This window comes from Kribbella caucasensis (assembly GCF_004361855.1).
Taxonomy (GTDB): Bacteria; Actinomycetota; Actinomycetes; order Propionibacteriales; family Kribbellaceae; genus Kribbella; species Kribbella caucasensis.
The window spans coordinates 104,475-119,574 of the sequence record NZ_SNWQ01000012.1 but is presented as its reverse complement, the minus strand read 5'-3'; the positions used below and the strand labels follow the sequence as shown (position 1 = coordinate 119,574).

15 protein-coding genes, 1 tRNA gene and 2 pseudogenes are annotated in these 15,100 nt (G+C 66.9%); 11 read left to right on the top strand and 7 right to left on the bottom strand.

The window, feature by feature from the left end; all coding sequences use genetic code 11:
* Positions 1-99: 99 nt before the first annotated feature.
* From EV643_RS24190 to EV643_RS24165, 6 genes are all read left to right on the top strand, one after another.
* A complete protein-coding gene (locus EV643_RS24190) occupies positions 100-708 on the top strand; it encodes a hypothetical protein (protein WP_238165759.1) in 609 nt (202 codons plus the stop codon).
* Positions 709-865: 157 nt separating this feature from the next.
* Entirely contained in the window at positions 866-2,251 is a 1,386-nt protein-coding gene (locus EV643_RS24185) for an alpha/beta hydrolase (protein WP_133802415.1), read from the top strand.
* Between the two features lie 101 nt (positions 2,252-2,352).
* Entirely contained in the window at positions 2,353-2,847 is a 495-nt protein-coding gene (locus tag EV643_RS24180) for a SigE family RNA polymerase sigma factor (RefSeq protein WP_133802414.1), read from the top strand.
* Positions 2,844-3,443: an META domain-containing protein gene (locus tag EV643_RS24175; protein ID WP_133802413.1), complete on the top strand. Its 600-nt coding sequence runs from the start codon at positions 2,844-2,846 to the stop codon at positions 3,441-3,443. Before EV643_RS24180 ends, EV643_RS24175 begins: the two co-directional genes overlap by 4 nt.
* 92 nt (positions 3,444-3,535) lie before the next feature.
* Positions 3,536-4,822, top strand: coding sequence for a chymotrypsin family serine protease (locus EV643_RS24170; RefSeq protein WP_238165758.1), 1,287 nt, complete (start codon positions 3,536-3,538; stop codon positions 4,820-4,822).
* Between the two features lie 143 nt (positions 4,823-4,965).
* A tRNA-Arg gene (locus EV643_RS24165) sits at positions 4,966-5,038 on the top strand.
* Positions 5,039-5,106: 68 nt separating this feature from the next.
* Here the strand turns inward: EV643_RS24165 and EV643_RS24160 are convergent.
* The 5 genes and pseudogenes from EV643_RS24160 to EV643_RS24140 all read right to left on the bottom strand — a co-directional run bounded on the left by EV643_RS24160 (position 5,107) and on the right by EV643_RS24140 (position 10,344).
* Positions 5,107-6,108: an integrase core domain-containing protein gene (locus EV643_RS24160; RefSeq protein ID WP_202869735.1), complete on the bottom strand. Its 1,002-nt coding sequence runs from the start codon at positions 6,106-6,108 to the stop codon at positions 5,107-5,109.
* A gap of 449 nt (positions 6,109-6,557) precedes the next feature.
* Entirely contained in the window at positions 6,558-7,355 is a 798-nt protein-coding gene (locus EV643_RS24155) for an ABC transporter permease subunit (protein ID WP_133802412.1), read from the bottom strand.
* Positions 7,352-8,293, bottom strand: coding sequence for an ABC transporter ATP-binding protein (locus EV643_RS24150; RefSeq protein ID WP_370452347.1), 942 nt, complete (start codon positions 8,291-8,293; stop codon positions 7,352-7,354). The genes EV643_RS24155 and EV643_RS24150 overlap by 4 nt, the downstream gene beginning before the upstream one ends.
* A gap of 178 nt (positions 8,294-8,471) precedes the next feature.
* Positions 8,472-9,160: pseudogene (locus EV643_RS24145) on the bottom strand (response regulator).
* A complete protein-coding gene (locus EV643_RS24140; RefSeq protein WP_238165757.1) occupies positions 9,157-10,344 on the bottom strand; it encodes a sensor histidine kinase in 1,188 nt (395 codons plus the stop codon). Before EV643_RS24140 ends, EV643_RS24145 begins: the two are co-directional and overlap by 4 nt.
* 498 nt (positions 10,345-10,842) lie before the next feature.
* Between EV643_RS24140 and EV643_RS24135 the strand changes: the two genes are divergently transcribed.
* The 5 genes from EV643_RS24135 to EV643_RS24115 all read left to right on the top strand — a co-directional run bounded on the left by EV643_RS24135 (position 10,843) and on the right by EV643_RS24115 (position 13,978).
* The gene (locus EV643_RS24135) at positions 10,843-11,550 is read left to right on the top strand and encodes a GNAT family N-acetyltransferase (protein WP_238165756.1); all 708 of its coding nucleotides are present in this window, start codon (positions 10,843-10,845) and stop codon (positions 11,548-11,550) included.
* A gap of 131 nt (positions 11,551-11,681) precedes the next feature.
* A complete protein-coding gene (locus EV643_RS24130) occupies positions 11,682-12,125 on the top strand; it encodes a DUF11 domain-containing protein (RefSeq protein ID WP_166665557.1) in 444 nt (147 codons plus the stop codon).
* Positions 12,126-12,153: 28 nt separating this feature from the next.
* Positions 12,154-12,594: a hypothetical protein gene (locus EV643_RS24125; RefSeq protein ID WP_133802409.1), complete on the top strand. Its 441-nt coding sequence runs from the start codon at positions 12,154-12,156 to the stop codon at positions 12,592-12,594.
* A 148-nt stretch (positions 12,595-12,742) separates the two neighbouring features.
* Positions 12,743-13,327, top strand: coding sequence for a hypothetical protein (locus EV643_RS24120; RefSeq protein ID WP_133802408.1), 585 nt, complete (start codon positions 12,743-12,745; stop codon positions 13,325-13,327).
* Positions 13,328-13,522: 195 nt separating this feature from the next.
* Positions 13,523-13,978 carry a hypothetical protein gene (locus EV643_RS24115; protein WP_133802407.1) on the top strand — a complete coding sequence of 152 codons (456 nt, stop codon included), beginning with the start codon at positions 13,523-13,525 and terminating at the stop codon, positions 13,976-13,978.
* A 24-nt stretch (positions 13,979-14,002) separates the two neighbouring features.
* On the opposite strand, the gene EV643_RS45815 is transcribed toward EV643_RS24115, so the two are convergent.
* Both EV643_RS45815 and EV643_RS45810 read right to left on the bottom strand, forming a co-directional pair.
* Positions 14,003-14,248, bottom strand: coding sequence for an ArsR/SmtB family transcription factor (locus EV643_RS45815; protein ID WP_238165778.1), 246 nt, complete (start codon positions 14,246-14,248; stop codon positions 14,003-14,005).
* Between the two features lie 108 nt (positions 14,249-14,356).
* Positions 14,357-15,087, bottom strand: a pseudogene (locus EV643_RS45810) (DUF5937 family protein); the annotation flags it as partial.
* Between the last annotated feature and the right edge of the window lie 13 nt (positions 15,088-15,100).

The following is a 15,100-nucleotide window of genomic DNA, read 5'->3' as shown; positions in this document are numbered from 1 at the left end:
CGTGACCAGATAGACGCGCCGCCGTGACACTTCTGCCACGATCAGCGCGACCTCGGTCCAGCATCATGGATGTCCTTGCCAACCCGGAAGGACCGAGTCGTGAGTGCATCAAGGACACGGGGCCTCATCGGGGCGACGCTCGTCGTGACCGTTCTCGGAATCACCGCCGCCTGCGGTGACGAGAGCGGCGCCCAACCCGCCGCCCAGCCCTCCACAACGCCGACCACCCCCGGCACCCCGCCAACCGCCACACCGCCCACCCCCAGCGGTACGCCGAGCATGGACTGCCCCGAGACGATCACCGCAGTCCGGCAGGCCGCCGACAAGACCGTCTGGGGCAAGGGCGCGGCCAAATCCCTGTTCGACCCCGTCAGCGTGACGATCTGCCAGTACGACGCGCAGGCATCCGGGCAGGACTACGCCACCGTCACCACCAAGCGGAACGGGAAACAGGCGACCGACCTGTTCGCCCTGGTCAACGCCGCGAAACCACAACCGTCCAAGCCGACCATGTGCACCAAGGAACTCGGCCCCACGTACGTCCTGCGGTTCACCGACAACGACCGCGGCGTACTGTCGATCACCGCCGAGGCCTTCGGCTGCCGGCGACTGGTCGCCGCCTCCTTCGAGGGACAGGGCAAACCCGGTGAGCTGCCCGCGCCTCGTGCCGTCACACCCGAGCTGGTGAAGTCGCTCGGCCTGCGCTGACCCCGCCCCGGACGCGCCCCCCGAAGCCGTCCGACCCGGGGTCACCCCCGCCCGCCTTGCGGATCCTCACCCACCCCCCGCAAGGCGGGCGGCGCGGCCTTGTCCGTACCGCCCGCTGGTTGCACCCTGATCGACATAGGCCGATTGGGGAGGGCTCATGCGGCTGGTCCGTCTGGTGGTCGCACTGCTGCTCACCTACTCCGCCGCCGCCTGCTCTGCCACAACGACAAGCGCGCCGACAGAATCCACAGCCACCCCAGGCAAAGCCGAGCCCTGCACGACCATCTCCGGCTTCACCTGTACGACGCTCCGCGTGCCCCTCGACCACCGCAAACCCGACGGCGAACAACTCGAACTGCCCGTTGCGGCAGCCGACAACGCCGACGCCCCACGCGGCGTACTCCTGATGCTCACCGGCGGCCCCGGCCAACCAGGAGTCGCCCTGGTCCCCCAAGTCCGTCCCTACCTGGACCCGGCCGTACTGAGTGAGTACCGCCTCGTCATGTTCGATCAGCGAGGCACCGGCACCAACGGCATCAACTGCCCCGAACTCCAGCGAGCAGTCGGCGGCTCCGACTTCCTCACCCCACCCGCGGACGCCGTCGACGCCTGTGCCCGCGTATTCGGCCCCCGCATCGACTTCTACGGCACACCCGACACGGTCGAGGACATCGAACTACTCCGCCGCTCCCTCGGTGCGGATCGACTGACTCTCGACGGCACGTCGTACGGCAGCTTCACCGCAGCGCAGTACGGATTGAAGTACCCCGACCACGTCCGCTCGCTCGTACTCGACTCAGTAGTCCCCCACCGCGGCTTCGACCCATTCAGCATCGACCTGATGAACCACACCGCAGACGTCCTCACCGCAACCTGCCGTCGCGACCCGGCCTGTACTACGGACCCGGTGGCCGACCTCGCCTGGCTGGTGCGACACGGCGAACTCGACGGCGCCCCACTCAACGGGACCGACCTGATCGAGTCCCTGGCGATCCTCAGCCTCAACTCGGTCAACCCATCGTTCGACGGCATCCCGAAGGTGCTGCACGACGCACGTAACGCGGACACCGCCGCACTGAAGGAGCTGATCCAGCGCGCAACCAGTCTCGGTGCCGGGCACGACGAACTGTCGGCCGGACTCCACCTGGCCACGCTCTGCTCGGATCTCCGCTTCCCCTGGTCGGCTGCCGATCCCCCTGCCGAACGCGTCGCCGCCCTGGAGTCCGCAGTACGGGCGCTTGACGATGCACGGCTGCACCCGTACGACGTACGGACCGCGCGGAATCAGTTGGCCATCGAGGGATGCCTGCGCTGGCCGTCGACGCGTTCGTCGGCATACCCGGCCGCGCAGGAACTGTTGCCGCGCACACTGATCCTGCACGGGAGCAACGACCTGTTCTGCCCGTTGTCGTGGGCGGAGTGGGAGCGGGACCACGCCCGCCAGGCGCAGCTCGTCGTAGTACCGGGCAGTGGACACGGCGTCCAGGGCAACCGGACAGATCCCACCGGGCGTGCGCAGGTCCGGGCGTTCCTGCTCGGCTGACGCCGCTGAGATGCAACTGTGTGTGAATCTCTGCAGCACCCTGCGTGGCTCAGTGCGTCTAATAGTTGTGAGGTGTTGTACGCCCAGCCGGGGAGTTGCGAGTGGAGTTCGAGGAGTACGCGTCCGCGCGCGGACAGGAACTGGTGCGTCTCGGGTTCACCCTCTCCGGCGACTACCAGCGGGCCGAGGACCTGGCCCAGATCGCGCTGATGCAGGCGTTCCGGTCCTGGCGGCGGGTGCAACGGGCGGACGACCCGCACACGTACGTCCGCAAGATCCTGGTCAACTCCTACCTGTCGATGACGCGCCGCCGGTCCTACACCGAGGCCCCGGCAGCCGACCTCGACCCCGAGCACACGGTGCCCGATCCCGCCACCGACATCGTGAACTCCGACGACCTCTGGCGCGCCCTGGCCACGTTGTCGGCCCGGGAACGGGTCGTCCTGGTGCTGCGCTACTACCAGGACCTGGACGACCGGACGATCGCCGACCTGCTCGGCATCAAACCGTCCTCCGTGCGTTCCACCGCGAGCAGAGCGCTCGCCACGCTGCGGAAGGCGAGGCAGTCCCACCGTGTCGATGAGAGGTTGCCGTGAGCAAGACCGAACTCGAGGACGACCTGCGCGTGACGTTCGAACGCGCCGCCGCGTCCGTCCCGTTAGCCCCTGACCTGACGTTGCGCGCGACCACTGGTGCGCGGCGAGCCCAGCGTCGTACCGGAGTCGCCGTCGGCACAGCCGTGGCCGGCGTCGCCGTGATCGCCGCCGCCGGCTTCGCCTTGCGCGGCGGCTCGGGCGCATCACTGCCGGAGCCCGCGGCCACCCCCGCACCAGCCGTTTCCAGTACTGCGGCTGTCGCGTCGGCGCAGTCCATATCCGGCACTTGGCGGCCGACCAAACTGGACGGCTACACCACGATGAAATCGGCCCGGCCCGAGGATCCGATACTCACCTTCAACCCCGACGGCACGTGGACCGGTTCCGACGGGTGCAACGGGATCAGCGGGACGTTCACGATCGGCCAGCGGGGCGAATTCACGTCGAAGGCGGCCGGCCAGCGGCTGATCGAGTGCGCGAACGTGCCGCATACGACTGCACTCAACGTAGCGAAACGGGTCGCGGTGGACAGCAAGGCGCTTCGGTTCTACGCGGGCGACGGGCGTGAAGTTGCGAGTTACGCTCGCACACGGTAGCCGAATTTGCTTGCGGACGGTAGTCGGCTATTGACTATGTGTCGTCCTTGAATGGACGATTCACCGGTAGGCCGTCCACGATTGGGGAGCTAGTGCGACTCACAGCAACCGTCCCGCTGCTCGCCCTCTGCTCCCTGTCACTCGGTGCGATCGTCGTCCCATCGGCCTCATCAACCCCAGCAGCCGTTGCTGTCTGCAACCACGCCGACCCGATGACCACCGCCGAGGACTCGCAACGGTTGTCCCGGCCGACGAGTGCTTCCGACCCGCGCCCGCTCGGCCAGACCCTCGCCGCAGGTGTCTCGGCAGCCGTCGAGTCGATCGAATCACTGGATGCGACCGGCCGTCCCACGTCCGGTCTTCCGTATGGGTTGAGCGCCGGCATCGTCGGCGTACTGGGGACCGAAGGGACCGGCTACAAGGTCGTCCTGGACGACTCGGTGGTAGACGAGAAGAAGTACCAGGCCGCGATCGACAAACACGTGCCGACCGCCGGTCGCGATCTGCTCGAGGTCGAACGCAGCTGCCGTTCCGCGCGCTCGATCGCCGCCGCGTGGAACGCCGTCAGCTCCCGCTCATGGTCAACGGATGCGGGCAAAACCGTGTTCACCGCCGACCTGGACCCGGCTACCGAAGACGTCATCGTCGAATACGACAAAGCGACCACTTCACCCGCCAGCGTCTCGGGATTGTCAAGTTTAGAAGGCGTTTCGGCCGTCGCCGGTGGGGTCGCGCGGATGTCCCGCTTCAACGACACCCCGAAGGGCGGCCACTGGGGCGGCGCCCGGATCACGTCGGCCACGAAGAACTGCTCAGCCGGCTTCTCCGTAGTACGGCGCTCCTCCAACACCCGCGGCTCGGTGACGGCCGGCCACTGCGGCGGCGTCGGCACCGTCTGGCGATCGGGGCAGCACTACTACGGCACCACCTCGGTCCGGACCGGCTACCCCGACTACGACCAGGCCCTCCTGACCGGCAGCGCGTACGGCGCCAAGATCTGGACCGACGGCCCCGGCGACACCGCCAACACCCGAGTCGTCAAGGGCGGCGACGACCCCGCCGTCGGCGCCTCCGTCTGCCAATCCGGCTCCTTCAGCACCTCACTCTGCGGCCTCACCGTCCGCTCCCTCAGCGCCAAGTACTGCGACACCGACGGCTGCACCACCTACGTCATCCGCGCCACCCGCAACGGCCAAACCGCCATCATCGGCGGCGACTCCGGCGGCCCCGTCTACTCCCGCCCCTCCCCCACCACAGCCACCATCCGAGGCATAACCTTCGCCGGCTCCGGCTGCACCGCCTCCCGCTGCACCACCATGTACGCCGAACGCCACAACTCCATAACCGCCCACCTAGGCGTAGTCGCCCTAACCGGCTGACCCTCGTTCTCACCCCTCGACTGGTTCCGCGCACCCCGCCGACAACTCCCCGGCCCCTTCCCCCAGGAGCAGCGCCAGCCACGCATCCGCCAACCCAAGTCCGCTACGCTGTCCCCGGCTCCACCTTCGAGCCACCATCGTGCGCCCCCGTAGCTCAGGGGATAGAGCGTCGGTTTCCTAAACCGTGCGTCGCAGGTTCGAATCCTGCCGGGGGCACAATGTGATGTCTCAGGACATCGCGGACGGCCGAACCCAATAGATGTGGGTTCGGCCGTCCTTGGTTTTTAGCGGGTGGGGCCGGGTGGTCGGCCGGTTCCTTGGTAGCGGTGGGTTGTGTCGAGGGTCAGTTCGCGGAGGAGTTCTCCGGTGGCGGCGTCGATGATGCGGATGTCGCGGTCTTGGACTAGGACGATGACGCGGGTTCGGGCGTGGGTTCGTCCGATGCCGATGGAGTAGAGCGTCCCGCCGTGGCGCAGGGTGATCTTGCCGGACTTGTCGATGCGGTCGTGCCGGATCCGGTCGTGGGTGTCGTCGGTGCGGTCGCCGGGGGTGGCCTTGGGTCGGCTGGTGTAGATCGTGGCCGGTGTGGCCCGGTGGGTCAGGGACCGGTGTGGCCGTCGCTGGTTGTACTCCTCGGTGAAGCGGTCGAGCAGGGCCTGGAGGTCGGCGATGGTCGCGGGCTGGTCGGGTTGGGCGCGGAGCCACTTCTTCATGGTCTGCTGGAAGCGTTCGACCTTGCCCTGGGTCTGGGGGTGCCAGGGGCGGCCGTTCTTCTGGTCCACGCCCAGTCGGCGGAGCTCGGTCTCGAGTTGGTTGCGGCCTCCTTTGCCGCCGGCCAGACGGGTGGTGAACACCATCCCGTTGTCGGTGAGGGTGGAGGCCGGGATGCCGTGGGTGGCAACGGTTCTGCGGAACTCGGTGAGCACGATCGAGCTGGTGACTCGGTGGTGGGCGGTGATGCGTAGTGCGTAGCGGGTGCAGTCGTCGAGCCAGGTCAGGATCTCGGTGTCGGAGCCGGGTCGGCCGTCGGGTCGGGTGAGTCGGTAGTGGGTGAAGTCGGACTGCCAGCACTCGTTGGGCATCGCGGCTTCGAAGCGGATGTAGGACGACTTCGGGCGCTTCTTCGGTTCTGGAGTGACCATGCCGCGGGCGGTGAGATGTCGGGCCACGGTGGCCCGCGACACGGTGATGTCGTGGTGGTGGGCCAGGTGCCAGGCGATGGTCTCCGGGCCGGCGTCCAGGCCTTGGTCGGCCAGTTCCTTGCGGAGCCGCACGATAAGGTCCACGACCTCTACGGGCGTCGCGTTCGGGTTGGAGGCGGGCCGTCGGGAGCGTGGATCGAAGACCGCGTCGCCCACGAGGTTGAGACGCCGTAGGTCGCGGCGACTTCCCGGACAGGACGGTTCTCGACCACCATCGCGGTGATCAGCAATCTGTTGGATGTCATGCCCGCACGCTCAGTGCGGGCGGCACTTCATCCGGGATCTCCGGAGACATCAGTCCGGCATGTCGTGAGACACGTGTCCGGGATGTCGTGAACCAGAACACTGCCGGGGGCACCCAAGCGGCAACTCGTGCCACATCACCACCTCGCTTGGCCCGGTTGATTCGCCCAACCGGACCCGCTTCCGCCACCGCGGCGTCAGAGCAGGCCAGAGGCCCTGTCGCTCGGTCGAGCAACAGGGCCTCTGAGCCGGTGACACCGAGGGGGTCGTCGTAGGGGCAGCGCGGGCGTCTACTTGACTTCTGACTTCATGACCAGCCGGAGTCCGAGGATGGCGGGCAGGACGAGCCAGGTTGACGCTGTGACCACGACGTTGGCCCACTGCTCAGCGGTAAGGGTGCCTTCGAACAGGGCAGCCTGGGCGTAGTTGAGGTCCACCCATGGCTGCAGGTCCCGGAACCACTCCTGGCTGGAAGCCAGGATGCCAGCGACGGTGGGCAGCAGGAGCGAGTAGACGAAATACGCCACCAATGCCCCCGCCGAGCTGCGGATCAGCATGCCCAGCATGGTGCCGGTCAGCAGACAGAGCAGGCTGCCGAGCACGATGTTCACGCCCTCGGCGAGGGACACGTCCCACACCATCTCCGTCCCGGTGATCGCGGTTCCCACCAGGTTGCCGATCGCTCCGATCACGAAGGCGAACAGCATCGAGGCGATGGCCACGGCGACCGACGAGACTGCCTTGGCTGCGATGACCCGGTTCCGGTGCGGGACCAACGTGAACGTCGTCAGACCGCTGCGTTGGCTCCACTCGCCGGTGATCGACAAGATGGCGATGATCGGCAGGACGACCGTCATCGGGAATCCGATCGCCTTGGCGAAGGTGTAATAGGTGAGGTCCGTCTCGGGGGCGAACGCGATCGTCCCGATCGTGGTCAGGAGGGCGGTGATGACGATGCTCGCCATCAGCCAGAAGCCAGAACGGGTGTCGAACATCTTTCGCAGCTCGACGTTGATGACTCGCGAGAGGGGCACCGGGTAGACGTCGGCGCGCTGGTCACGGACGGGGTCGATGACGATGGCGGTCATGCGCCTTTCCTTTCTCGTTGGGTGTCGGCCCTTTCTCGTTGGGTGTCGGCGGTGAGCTGAAGGAACATCTCCTCCAGGCCGCCGTCGACGGTGCGCAGCTCGATGAGAGCCACGCCTGCCTCGTGCGCCACTCGTCCGACCCGCGTCGGGTCCGCGTCGGTGCGCAGAGCTCCGTCATCCGAGACGGTGGTGGGGAGACCGGACGTGTCGAAAGCCCGCTTGAGGGCGTACATGTCTGCGGCACGGGCGATGGTGCCCGCGGACTGCAGGAGCTGCGTCTTCGAGCCCTGGCAGACGATCCTGCCGTTGCCGATCATCACGATGTCATCGGCGATAACCTCAATCTCGCGCAGCAGGTGCGAGGACAGCAGGACGGTTCCTCCCTGGTCGGCGTAGCCGCGGAGCAGGTCCCTCATCCAGCGGATGCCGGCCGGGTCGAGCCCGTTGGCTGGTTCGTCGAGGATCAGCACGGCCGGGCCGCCGATCAGGGCGGTGGCGATGCCGAGTCGCTGGCGCATCCCGAGCGAGTAGTTGCCCACCCGACGGTTCGCCTCGGTTTCGGTGAGGCTGACCAACTCGAGCATCTCGGCGACCCGCCGGCCGGGTAGCCCCATCATCCGCTGGGCGATGGTGAGGATCTCGCGGCCGGTGCGGCCGGCATGCTGGGCGGAAGCGTCAAGCATCACGCCGACCTCGCGTCCTGGGTTGCGAAGGTCCGCGAACCTGCGACCGGAGATGGTGGCACTTCCCGGGGTGGGTGAGGTGAGGCCGACCATCATGCGCATCGAGGTTGACTTGCCGGCCCCGTTCGGACCCAGGAAGCCGGTCACCCGGCCCGCCGGCGCAACGAAGCTGATGTTGTCGACGACGGTGCTGGCGCCGTACCTCTTGGACAGGGACTCGATGGTGATCACGGACGAGCGCCCCATCGTGTCCATACGCGCTCTTGGTGGTTCATGGTGTTGCTCCTTGGAGTGGTTGACCGAATGCCTCAACGCTAAGAACGCGGCGACGTCAGCGCGTCGTCATGAGGTCGCGATCGAGTCCGACCAGCCGACGAGTGGAGCGTCCTACTCAGGTAGGACTCTCGGCGCCGAGGACCCGGGGAGAGCAGGGTCAGCGTGAGCCGTCGGGTCGGTCCTGGGGCCGCGTCTCGGACGCGTCGAAGAGGCCTGTCTGGTAGGCGAGGACGATCGCCTGTGCGCGGTCGCGCAGGTCGAGCTTTTGCAGCAGGCGGGTGACGTGCGTCTTGACCGTCGTGTCGCTGATGAAGAGCTCGTGCCCGATCTCGGCGTTGGACAGACCGCGCGTGATCAGGCGGAACACCTCCATCTCCCGGGCGGTCAAGGTGTCCACCGCGCCTTCGGCGGAGCCTGTCGGTGGAGGCGGGTGAAGTGCTGGATCACCCGTTTGGTGATGGCGGGCGAAAGGAGGGCATCTCCGGCGGCAACGGTTCGCACAGCGGCGATCAACTGCTCGGGAGGGTCGTCCTTGAGGACGAAGCCGCTCGCGCCGGCTCGCAGCGCTTGGTAGACGTAGTCGTCGAGATCGAAGGTGGTGAGGATCAGGATCCGCGCAGAGGCATCTGCCGCCAGGATCCGTCGGGTCGCCTCGAGCCCGTCGAGCTCCGGCATCCGAATGTCCATCAAAATGACGTTCGGGTGGAAGCGGGCGGCCTGGGCCACCGCCTCGAGGCCGTTGCTCCCTTCCGCCACCACCTCCAGGTCGGGCTCGTCGGCGAGCAGCAGCCGGAACCCCGCCCGTACCATCGATTGGTCGTCCACCACGAGGACACGGATGGTCATCGGGTCCCGCCGTCCAACGGGAGCTGTGCGCGGAGCACGAAGCCGCCGGCCCGGCCGGCGCCCGCAGTCATGTCCCCGCCGAAGATCCTGACGCGCTCGCGGATGCCGACCAGTCCGTGGCCGACACCAGCGTCGGTGGAAGGGCCGCCGGGGCCGTCGTCACGTACTTCGAGTCGAAGCTCCGTGGCGGAGTACTGCACCTCCACCTCCGCCTGGCTCGCACGGGCGTGCTTGAGGGCGTTGGTGAGCCCCTCCTGCAGGATGCGGTAGGCGGAGAGGTCGAGGCCTGGCGGCAGCGCGAACGGCTCACCGCTGATTTGGAGCCGCACGGGCAGCCCCGTAGCTCGCACGTCGTCCACGAGTGAGTCGAGGTTGCCGAGTCCCGGGTGCGGCAGGAGCTCGAGCTCGTCGCCATCATGTCGCATCGCGTTGAGAAGGCGGCGCATCTCCGCGAGCGCCGTGCGTCCAGCCTGCTCGACGTTCTTGAGCGTCTCCCGATCCTCCGTGTCGGTCTCGCGCATCCGGTGGCGCACAGCCCCCACCTGGAGGACCATCACGCTGACGGCGTGTGCGACGACATCATGGAGCTCTCGTGCGATCCGTGCGCGCTCCTCGGCCACCGCAACGCGAGCCGCCGCCTCCCGCTCTCTCTCGGCCCGAGTCGCGCGCTCCTCGGCAGCCTCGATCTGCTCGGTTCGCCCCCGTAGCGCGAAGCCGACGAGCCAGCCGATCCCGAAGAGCACCGGCGTGAAGATGAGGTCGCCACTCGCGTGATCCGGGTCGTTATAGATGACGATCGCTGCGCCGCTGAGCACGATCGCCAGGCCGACCCGTGCCTGCGTGTCGCGGCGCAGGTTGCCGAGCAGCAGGGCAGCACCCATTCCGGCGACGAAGAGCCCGGCCTTGTCGACGATGAGTAGGCCGTCCACGAAGGAAAGCGCCGCACTTGACAGCCAGGTGACCGCCGGTGCGGCGAATGGGACGTGGCGTCGCCCGAGCAGGGTGAGAACGATGGCGGAGACCGCGAGCACTTCGAACCACAGCATCGGGCCGGTGGGGTGGCCCGGGTCGTCGCGCAACGCCGTACTGATCGCGCTCTCGACCGCCGCGATCACAAGCAGGAGGTCGAGACCGTACTTCGAGAAGAACAGCCGCGCTCGGCTCACCTGGTCAACGTACGTCACCACGATCATTGTTTGCGTCCTACCAAAGTCGGACGGCCGCTCATCGCATGGTGCCGGCGCGAACGAGGCCTTCCGACGACGCGCTCGAGGAGTACACGCCCATAGCGTCGTGAACACCACAAGAACCGCTGAGGACCAGCCTCAGCCCCGGAGCTGACGGAAGTGGACGACATGGCGGCATCGTTGATCATCGAAAAAGAGTCGGGGACCTGGACCGGTTGGATCCACCCGCACAACGGCTACTACGCCGGCGACCTCAGCGACTCTCCACCGCCCACGCAGAGCCAACTGGGCGCACTGATGACCCTTTGCCGTGATCCGGCACAGCCGCAGCCTCACCACTGACCCGGCGGACAAGCGCCACGACCACACGAACCCTCACCCGCGAAAGCACCTGACATCAAGACATCCGACACCGGTTGCCCGCGACAACAGTCTCCTCTTCGCGTCCGACAGCGGGCAGGCGTGGATGTGCCAGTGAGGTCGTATGATCGATCGGTGGTGCGACCGGCCTATCCCTTGGTGACTGCGCGGCTGAAGCTGCGGCCATTTGCGGCCGCCGACTTCGAGGACCTGTACGCGATCAACTCGCGGCCGGACGTGACCCGCTACCTTTACTCGGAGCCGGGTGACGCTGCGCAGGTGCGGGAAGTTCTCGATCAGAAGATCGGCGAGTCGATGCTCGACGAGGTCGGGCAGCGCCTCTCGCTCGCCGTGGTCCGGCCGGAGCTCAACCGGGTGATCGGCGAGGTTCACCTGCAGTGGTTGAGCCGGGAGCATCGACAAGGCGAGATCGGGTTCGTGTTCCACCCTGACCATCACGGCAAGGGGTTCGCCACCGAAGCAGCTGCGGTGGTGCTCCAGCTCGGCTTCGCCGATCTCGGGCTGCACCGGATCATCGGCCGACTCGATGCCGGAACCTCGGTTCGGCCCGGGTACTGGAGAAGCTCGGCATGCGACGCGAGGCGCACTTCGTGCATGACGAGTTCTTCAAGGGCGAATGGGCCGACCAGCTCATCTACGCGATCCTCGTCGACGAGTGGACGGCACGGCGCTGAATTCTTGCCCCACTGCGGGCAACGCACGGCGGCCACCTTTCTGGCAGGCTGCATTGTGTGGGTGCCGCAGAGCGTGGGCGCAACGTCCGGGATGCCGCTTGACATTGCATCGACGATGTTGCGGGGCCATATCGGACCTGGCGGCTGAGGCGTAGCCTCATTTTCTAGGGGGCGTGGGGGCTACGCAGCTGGTGGGGAGCAAGTCGGGGGAAGGTCGTCAGCGCTGCCATTGTCTGAGGTGTCTCGAGGAGGTGGCTGATGCGGGGCGTGGCAAGGTGCATGGCAACAGGCTTCCTGGGAGTTGTGCTGCTGATTGGCCTGGGCGTGGAGACCGCGGTTGGACAGGAGAGCGCCGATCTTCAAGTCACGAAGGTGGCTTCGTCGAAGGCGGTGCGGGTGGGTGAGACGGTCACGTACACGGTGACGCTCACGAATCTCGGTCCTGGTGTGGCCGTGGGTGTCGTGTTCGGTGACTCGCTGCCGGACCAACTCAACCTCGTGAGCTCGACCTGCGATGGGGTTTCCGCGTTCTGTACGGTCGACAGCCTGCCAAGTGGTGCGAGTGCAACGCTCACGATCGCCGCGACGCCGATCACGAACTTGGCGCGCACTGAGCGGCTCATCGGCAACACCGCATTCATCGCGGACTTCGGGACGACGATCGATCCCAACCCGGGCAACGATCAGGCCTCGGCCACGGTTCGAGTTGTGGGGCCGCTCTAAGGCGACCCATGCATCAAGGGAGGGATCAATGAAACGCGTGCTTGCAGTCATGCTCGTTTGCGTCTTCGCAGTAGTAGGTACTGCGCCGTCCGCGGTCGCGGGGAAGAAGCTGGCAACGGTGGCCCCGAGGATCATCAACTTCGGGTCCGTACCAGTGGGAACCGAGGTTCTCGCGGGCGCGAAGATCACGAATACCAGTGGCTCAGACCTGCTACTGCTTGTTGAGGGAGGGCTGCCGGATGACTTCGGATTCGGACTGCTGCCCGGCTCGACCTGCCCGGCGCTGACGCCCGGAGACATCCTCGCCGCCGACGAGAGCTGTGATGTCGTGGTTCGCTTCACCCCGACCGACTTCTTCGCCGGACTCCGTCAGACCGGAACACTCACCGCAACCGTGCGGGATCCGACGACCGGAGACCTGCTTTCCACGCTTTCGATCACCGTTGTCGGACGAGGCCTGACGCCGTAGGAGGCCGCCGCGACCCGGACCCGGCACCGTGCTCTACTTCGGGGATGGATGATCGGCTGTCGGACTCAACCGATGCGGCGAGTTGGCGGCGGGTGGCGGTGCGGCCTGTGGTTGAGGCGTATGCCGGGTCGCAGGGGTCGACGCGGTGATGCTGAGCGGGTCGACAGCTCGTGGTGACGCCGATCGGTGGTCGGATGTGGAGGTCGGGGTGTTCTGGTCCCGGCGACCGACGGTTGAGGAGCGGGCCGCGGTTGCCCGGGCGGCTTACGCGGCCGACATCCGTCTGGTGAGCGGTGAGGACGCGAACCCACCCTGGTACGACCACATCTACCTTGGTGCCGAACGGCCGGACGGGCTGATGGTCGAAGTCGTACACACGTTGACGAGTTTGGTCGATGAAGCTCTCTTGCTCGCCCGCGAGTTCATGCGGATCGGGAGCCAGGTGCTCAACGTCCTGCACGCGCTGAACGGCCGGTACTGCGGACACCCGTCGGCGTTCAAGCGTCTCGACGCGCTGGAACACGAACTGCCGATCGCACCGCACGATCTTGCTGCCCGGCTGCGTTCGGTGTTCACTCTTCCCGCACCAGAGGGGGCGGAAGCGCTGCGCAGCCTGTTCGAAGAGACCTACGACCTTGTCGAGGTTCACCTACCCGAAGTGGACGTCGACCGGCTACGCGCCCTGTTCCGATCTGACCGACAACCGCTGGAAACCCTGCCCACGACCGGCTGATTGTCGGCTCGGCCCGAAGTGGTCTTCTCGATCACCTGGCCGGTTCTGTCGGCCTAAGTCAAGCCATTTGGCCCATACGTTTCTGCAGGAACGTGCAACGCGAAGTGCCTGTCAGGGGCGGCTTGGGGATCGTAGCCTCGGAGTGCCTGATTCCTGCGCCCCCTGGAGATGGAAATGAAGAGTTGGCGTCGAGTCATGTCCAAGCTGCTGGTATTGCCGTTGGCGATCGTGGGAGTGGTCGGGTCTCCCGGCGTGGCCTCAGCCGCGGTCACCGTGCCGCCTGGTGCGGCGGGGCACACGTGCAGCGAATACCAGTACGTGAACGGACTGCAGCACTACTGGCAGGCGTGCGCGTGGGCGGACTACCGGTACGTGTGGTTCACAGCCAACTTCGGCAACACCGGTTCCAGCGACTGGCGTCCCGACACGGTCTACGTGAACTACATCAAGAGCGGCGTCAGCTACACGTGCTACCTCGGGTGGTGGCAGGAAGGGAGCTTCAACGTCCCCGCCAATTCCGTGACGAGCACTCCTCGGTCGGCCTGTGTCCTCACGCGCGTGCCCGGAGCATACGCCGCCGACGTGCACATCAATGATTCGAACCCGAACTATGGCGTGACGGCCCACAGCCCCACGCTCCAGGTCCAGTAGCCACTGGAGCGCCGGGCCGGCTGGCTAGCGGAGGATCGCGCCCATTAGGTCGAAGCCGAGGCGCATTACCACGTCGGTGGCCAAGCGATGGTAGACCAGGCGGCCGTCGCGGGCCGACGTGATCAGGCCCGCGTCGCGTAGCCGGCCCACGTGCCGGGAGACCTGCGGAGCCGACATCCCGGTCCGGCGGGCGAGTTCCGAGGTCGTGATGGCCTCGCCGGCCAGGTGGCGGCACAGCGCCAGTCGCTGCGGATCCGTCAGGATCGACATCCGCGACTTCACCAGGGCGAGGCTCGGGGCCTGTGCGTCGTCCGCCGGTGCGACTGGCGCGTGCACGATCACTGGCCAGCGTCGCTCCACCTTGATGAGGACGTGCGGGTACGACTGCAGCGATGGGACGACCAGGCAGTGTCGCGTTGCCAGGTTGACCACCGCGTGCTGCAACTTGTCGTAGACGACGCGATCCGGTGACCGTTCGAACCGGGACGCCGGTCCGAGCGACATGAACACCGTCGCCAGCGGCTCCTCAGCGAGGCGTCGTACCAATTTGTCGCTGGCCTCGCGCAGCCTGCCGTGAGCTTGTTCCCAGTACTCGTCGAAGAACGAGGACTGGCACTCCGACAAGGCTTCGAGCAGATTCGAACGCAGGCCGGCCGCATCGGCGAAGAGCCGCTCGGCCAGTTCCTCGCGCAGATAAGACCGGCGCCGGGCCTCACGCAGTACCCGCTCCTGCTGGTCCGGCTCGTTCAAGACGTCGGCGAAGCTTCCGAGCTGTACGCCGACGATCGCGTAGGCGATGTGTTCCGCGAAGACGTCGAGGTCCAGGTCCGCGAGCGTGTCCAGCTCCTCGGCCAGTGTGCGGTCGAGCGGAAGAGTGAGCGGCAGCATGAGCCGGCAGCGGAACCGAGCCCACAGCGGCGAAAAGCGCCGTAATGACGGCACCAACGAGGGCGGGAGGGCCGCGGTCGTGGCCGCGCCCAGCGCTGCTGCCGGGGGTGATGATCCTGCTCGGTGAGCACGTGAAGGCTCGCCATCAGCTCCGCCAGCGGGCTGCATCCGACCGTCACCTGCGTTCGCCGAAGCCCCTCGAGCAGGAACGTGATGGCCATGGCGGCATGGTAG

Coding starts and splice junctions, on each gene's coding strand:
- EV643_RS45815 (WP_238165778.1), bottom strand. CDS start 14,248: ATGTCGATCCTGACGGATCCGCAGCGACTGGCGCTGTGCCGCCACCTG.
- EV643_RS24155 (WP_133802412.1), bottom strand. CDS start 7,355: ATGACCGCCATCGTCATCGACCCCGTCCGTGACCAGCGCGCCGACGTC.
- EV643_RS24185 (WP_133802415.1), top strand. CDS start 866: ATGCGGCTGGTCCGTCTGGTGGTCGCACTGCTGCTCACCTACTCCGCC.
- EV643_RS24115 (WP_133802407.1), top strand. CDS start 13,523: ATGTCCAAGCTGCTGGTATTGCCGTTGGCGATCGTGGGAGTGGTCGGG.
- EV643_RS24150 (WP_370452347.1), bottom strand. CDS start 8,293: ATGGACACGATGGGGCGCTCGTCCGTGATCACCATCGAGTCCCTGTCC.
- EV643_RS24120 (WP_133802408.1), top strand. CDS start 12,743: ATGCTGAGCGGGTCGACAGCTCGTGGTGACGCCGATCGGTGGTCGGAT.
- EV643_RS24130 (WP_166665557.1), top strand. CDS start 11,682: ATGGCAACAGGCTTCCTGGGAGTTGTGCTGCTGATTGGCCTGGGCGTG.
- EV643_RS24125 (WP_133802409.1), top strand. CDS start 12,154: ATGAAACGCGTGCTTGCAGTCATGCTCGTTTGCGTCTTCGCAGTAGTA.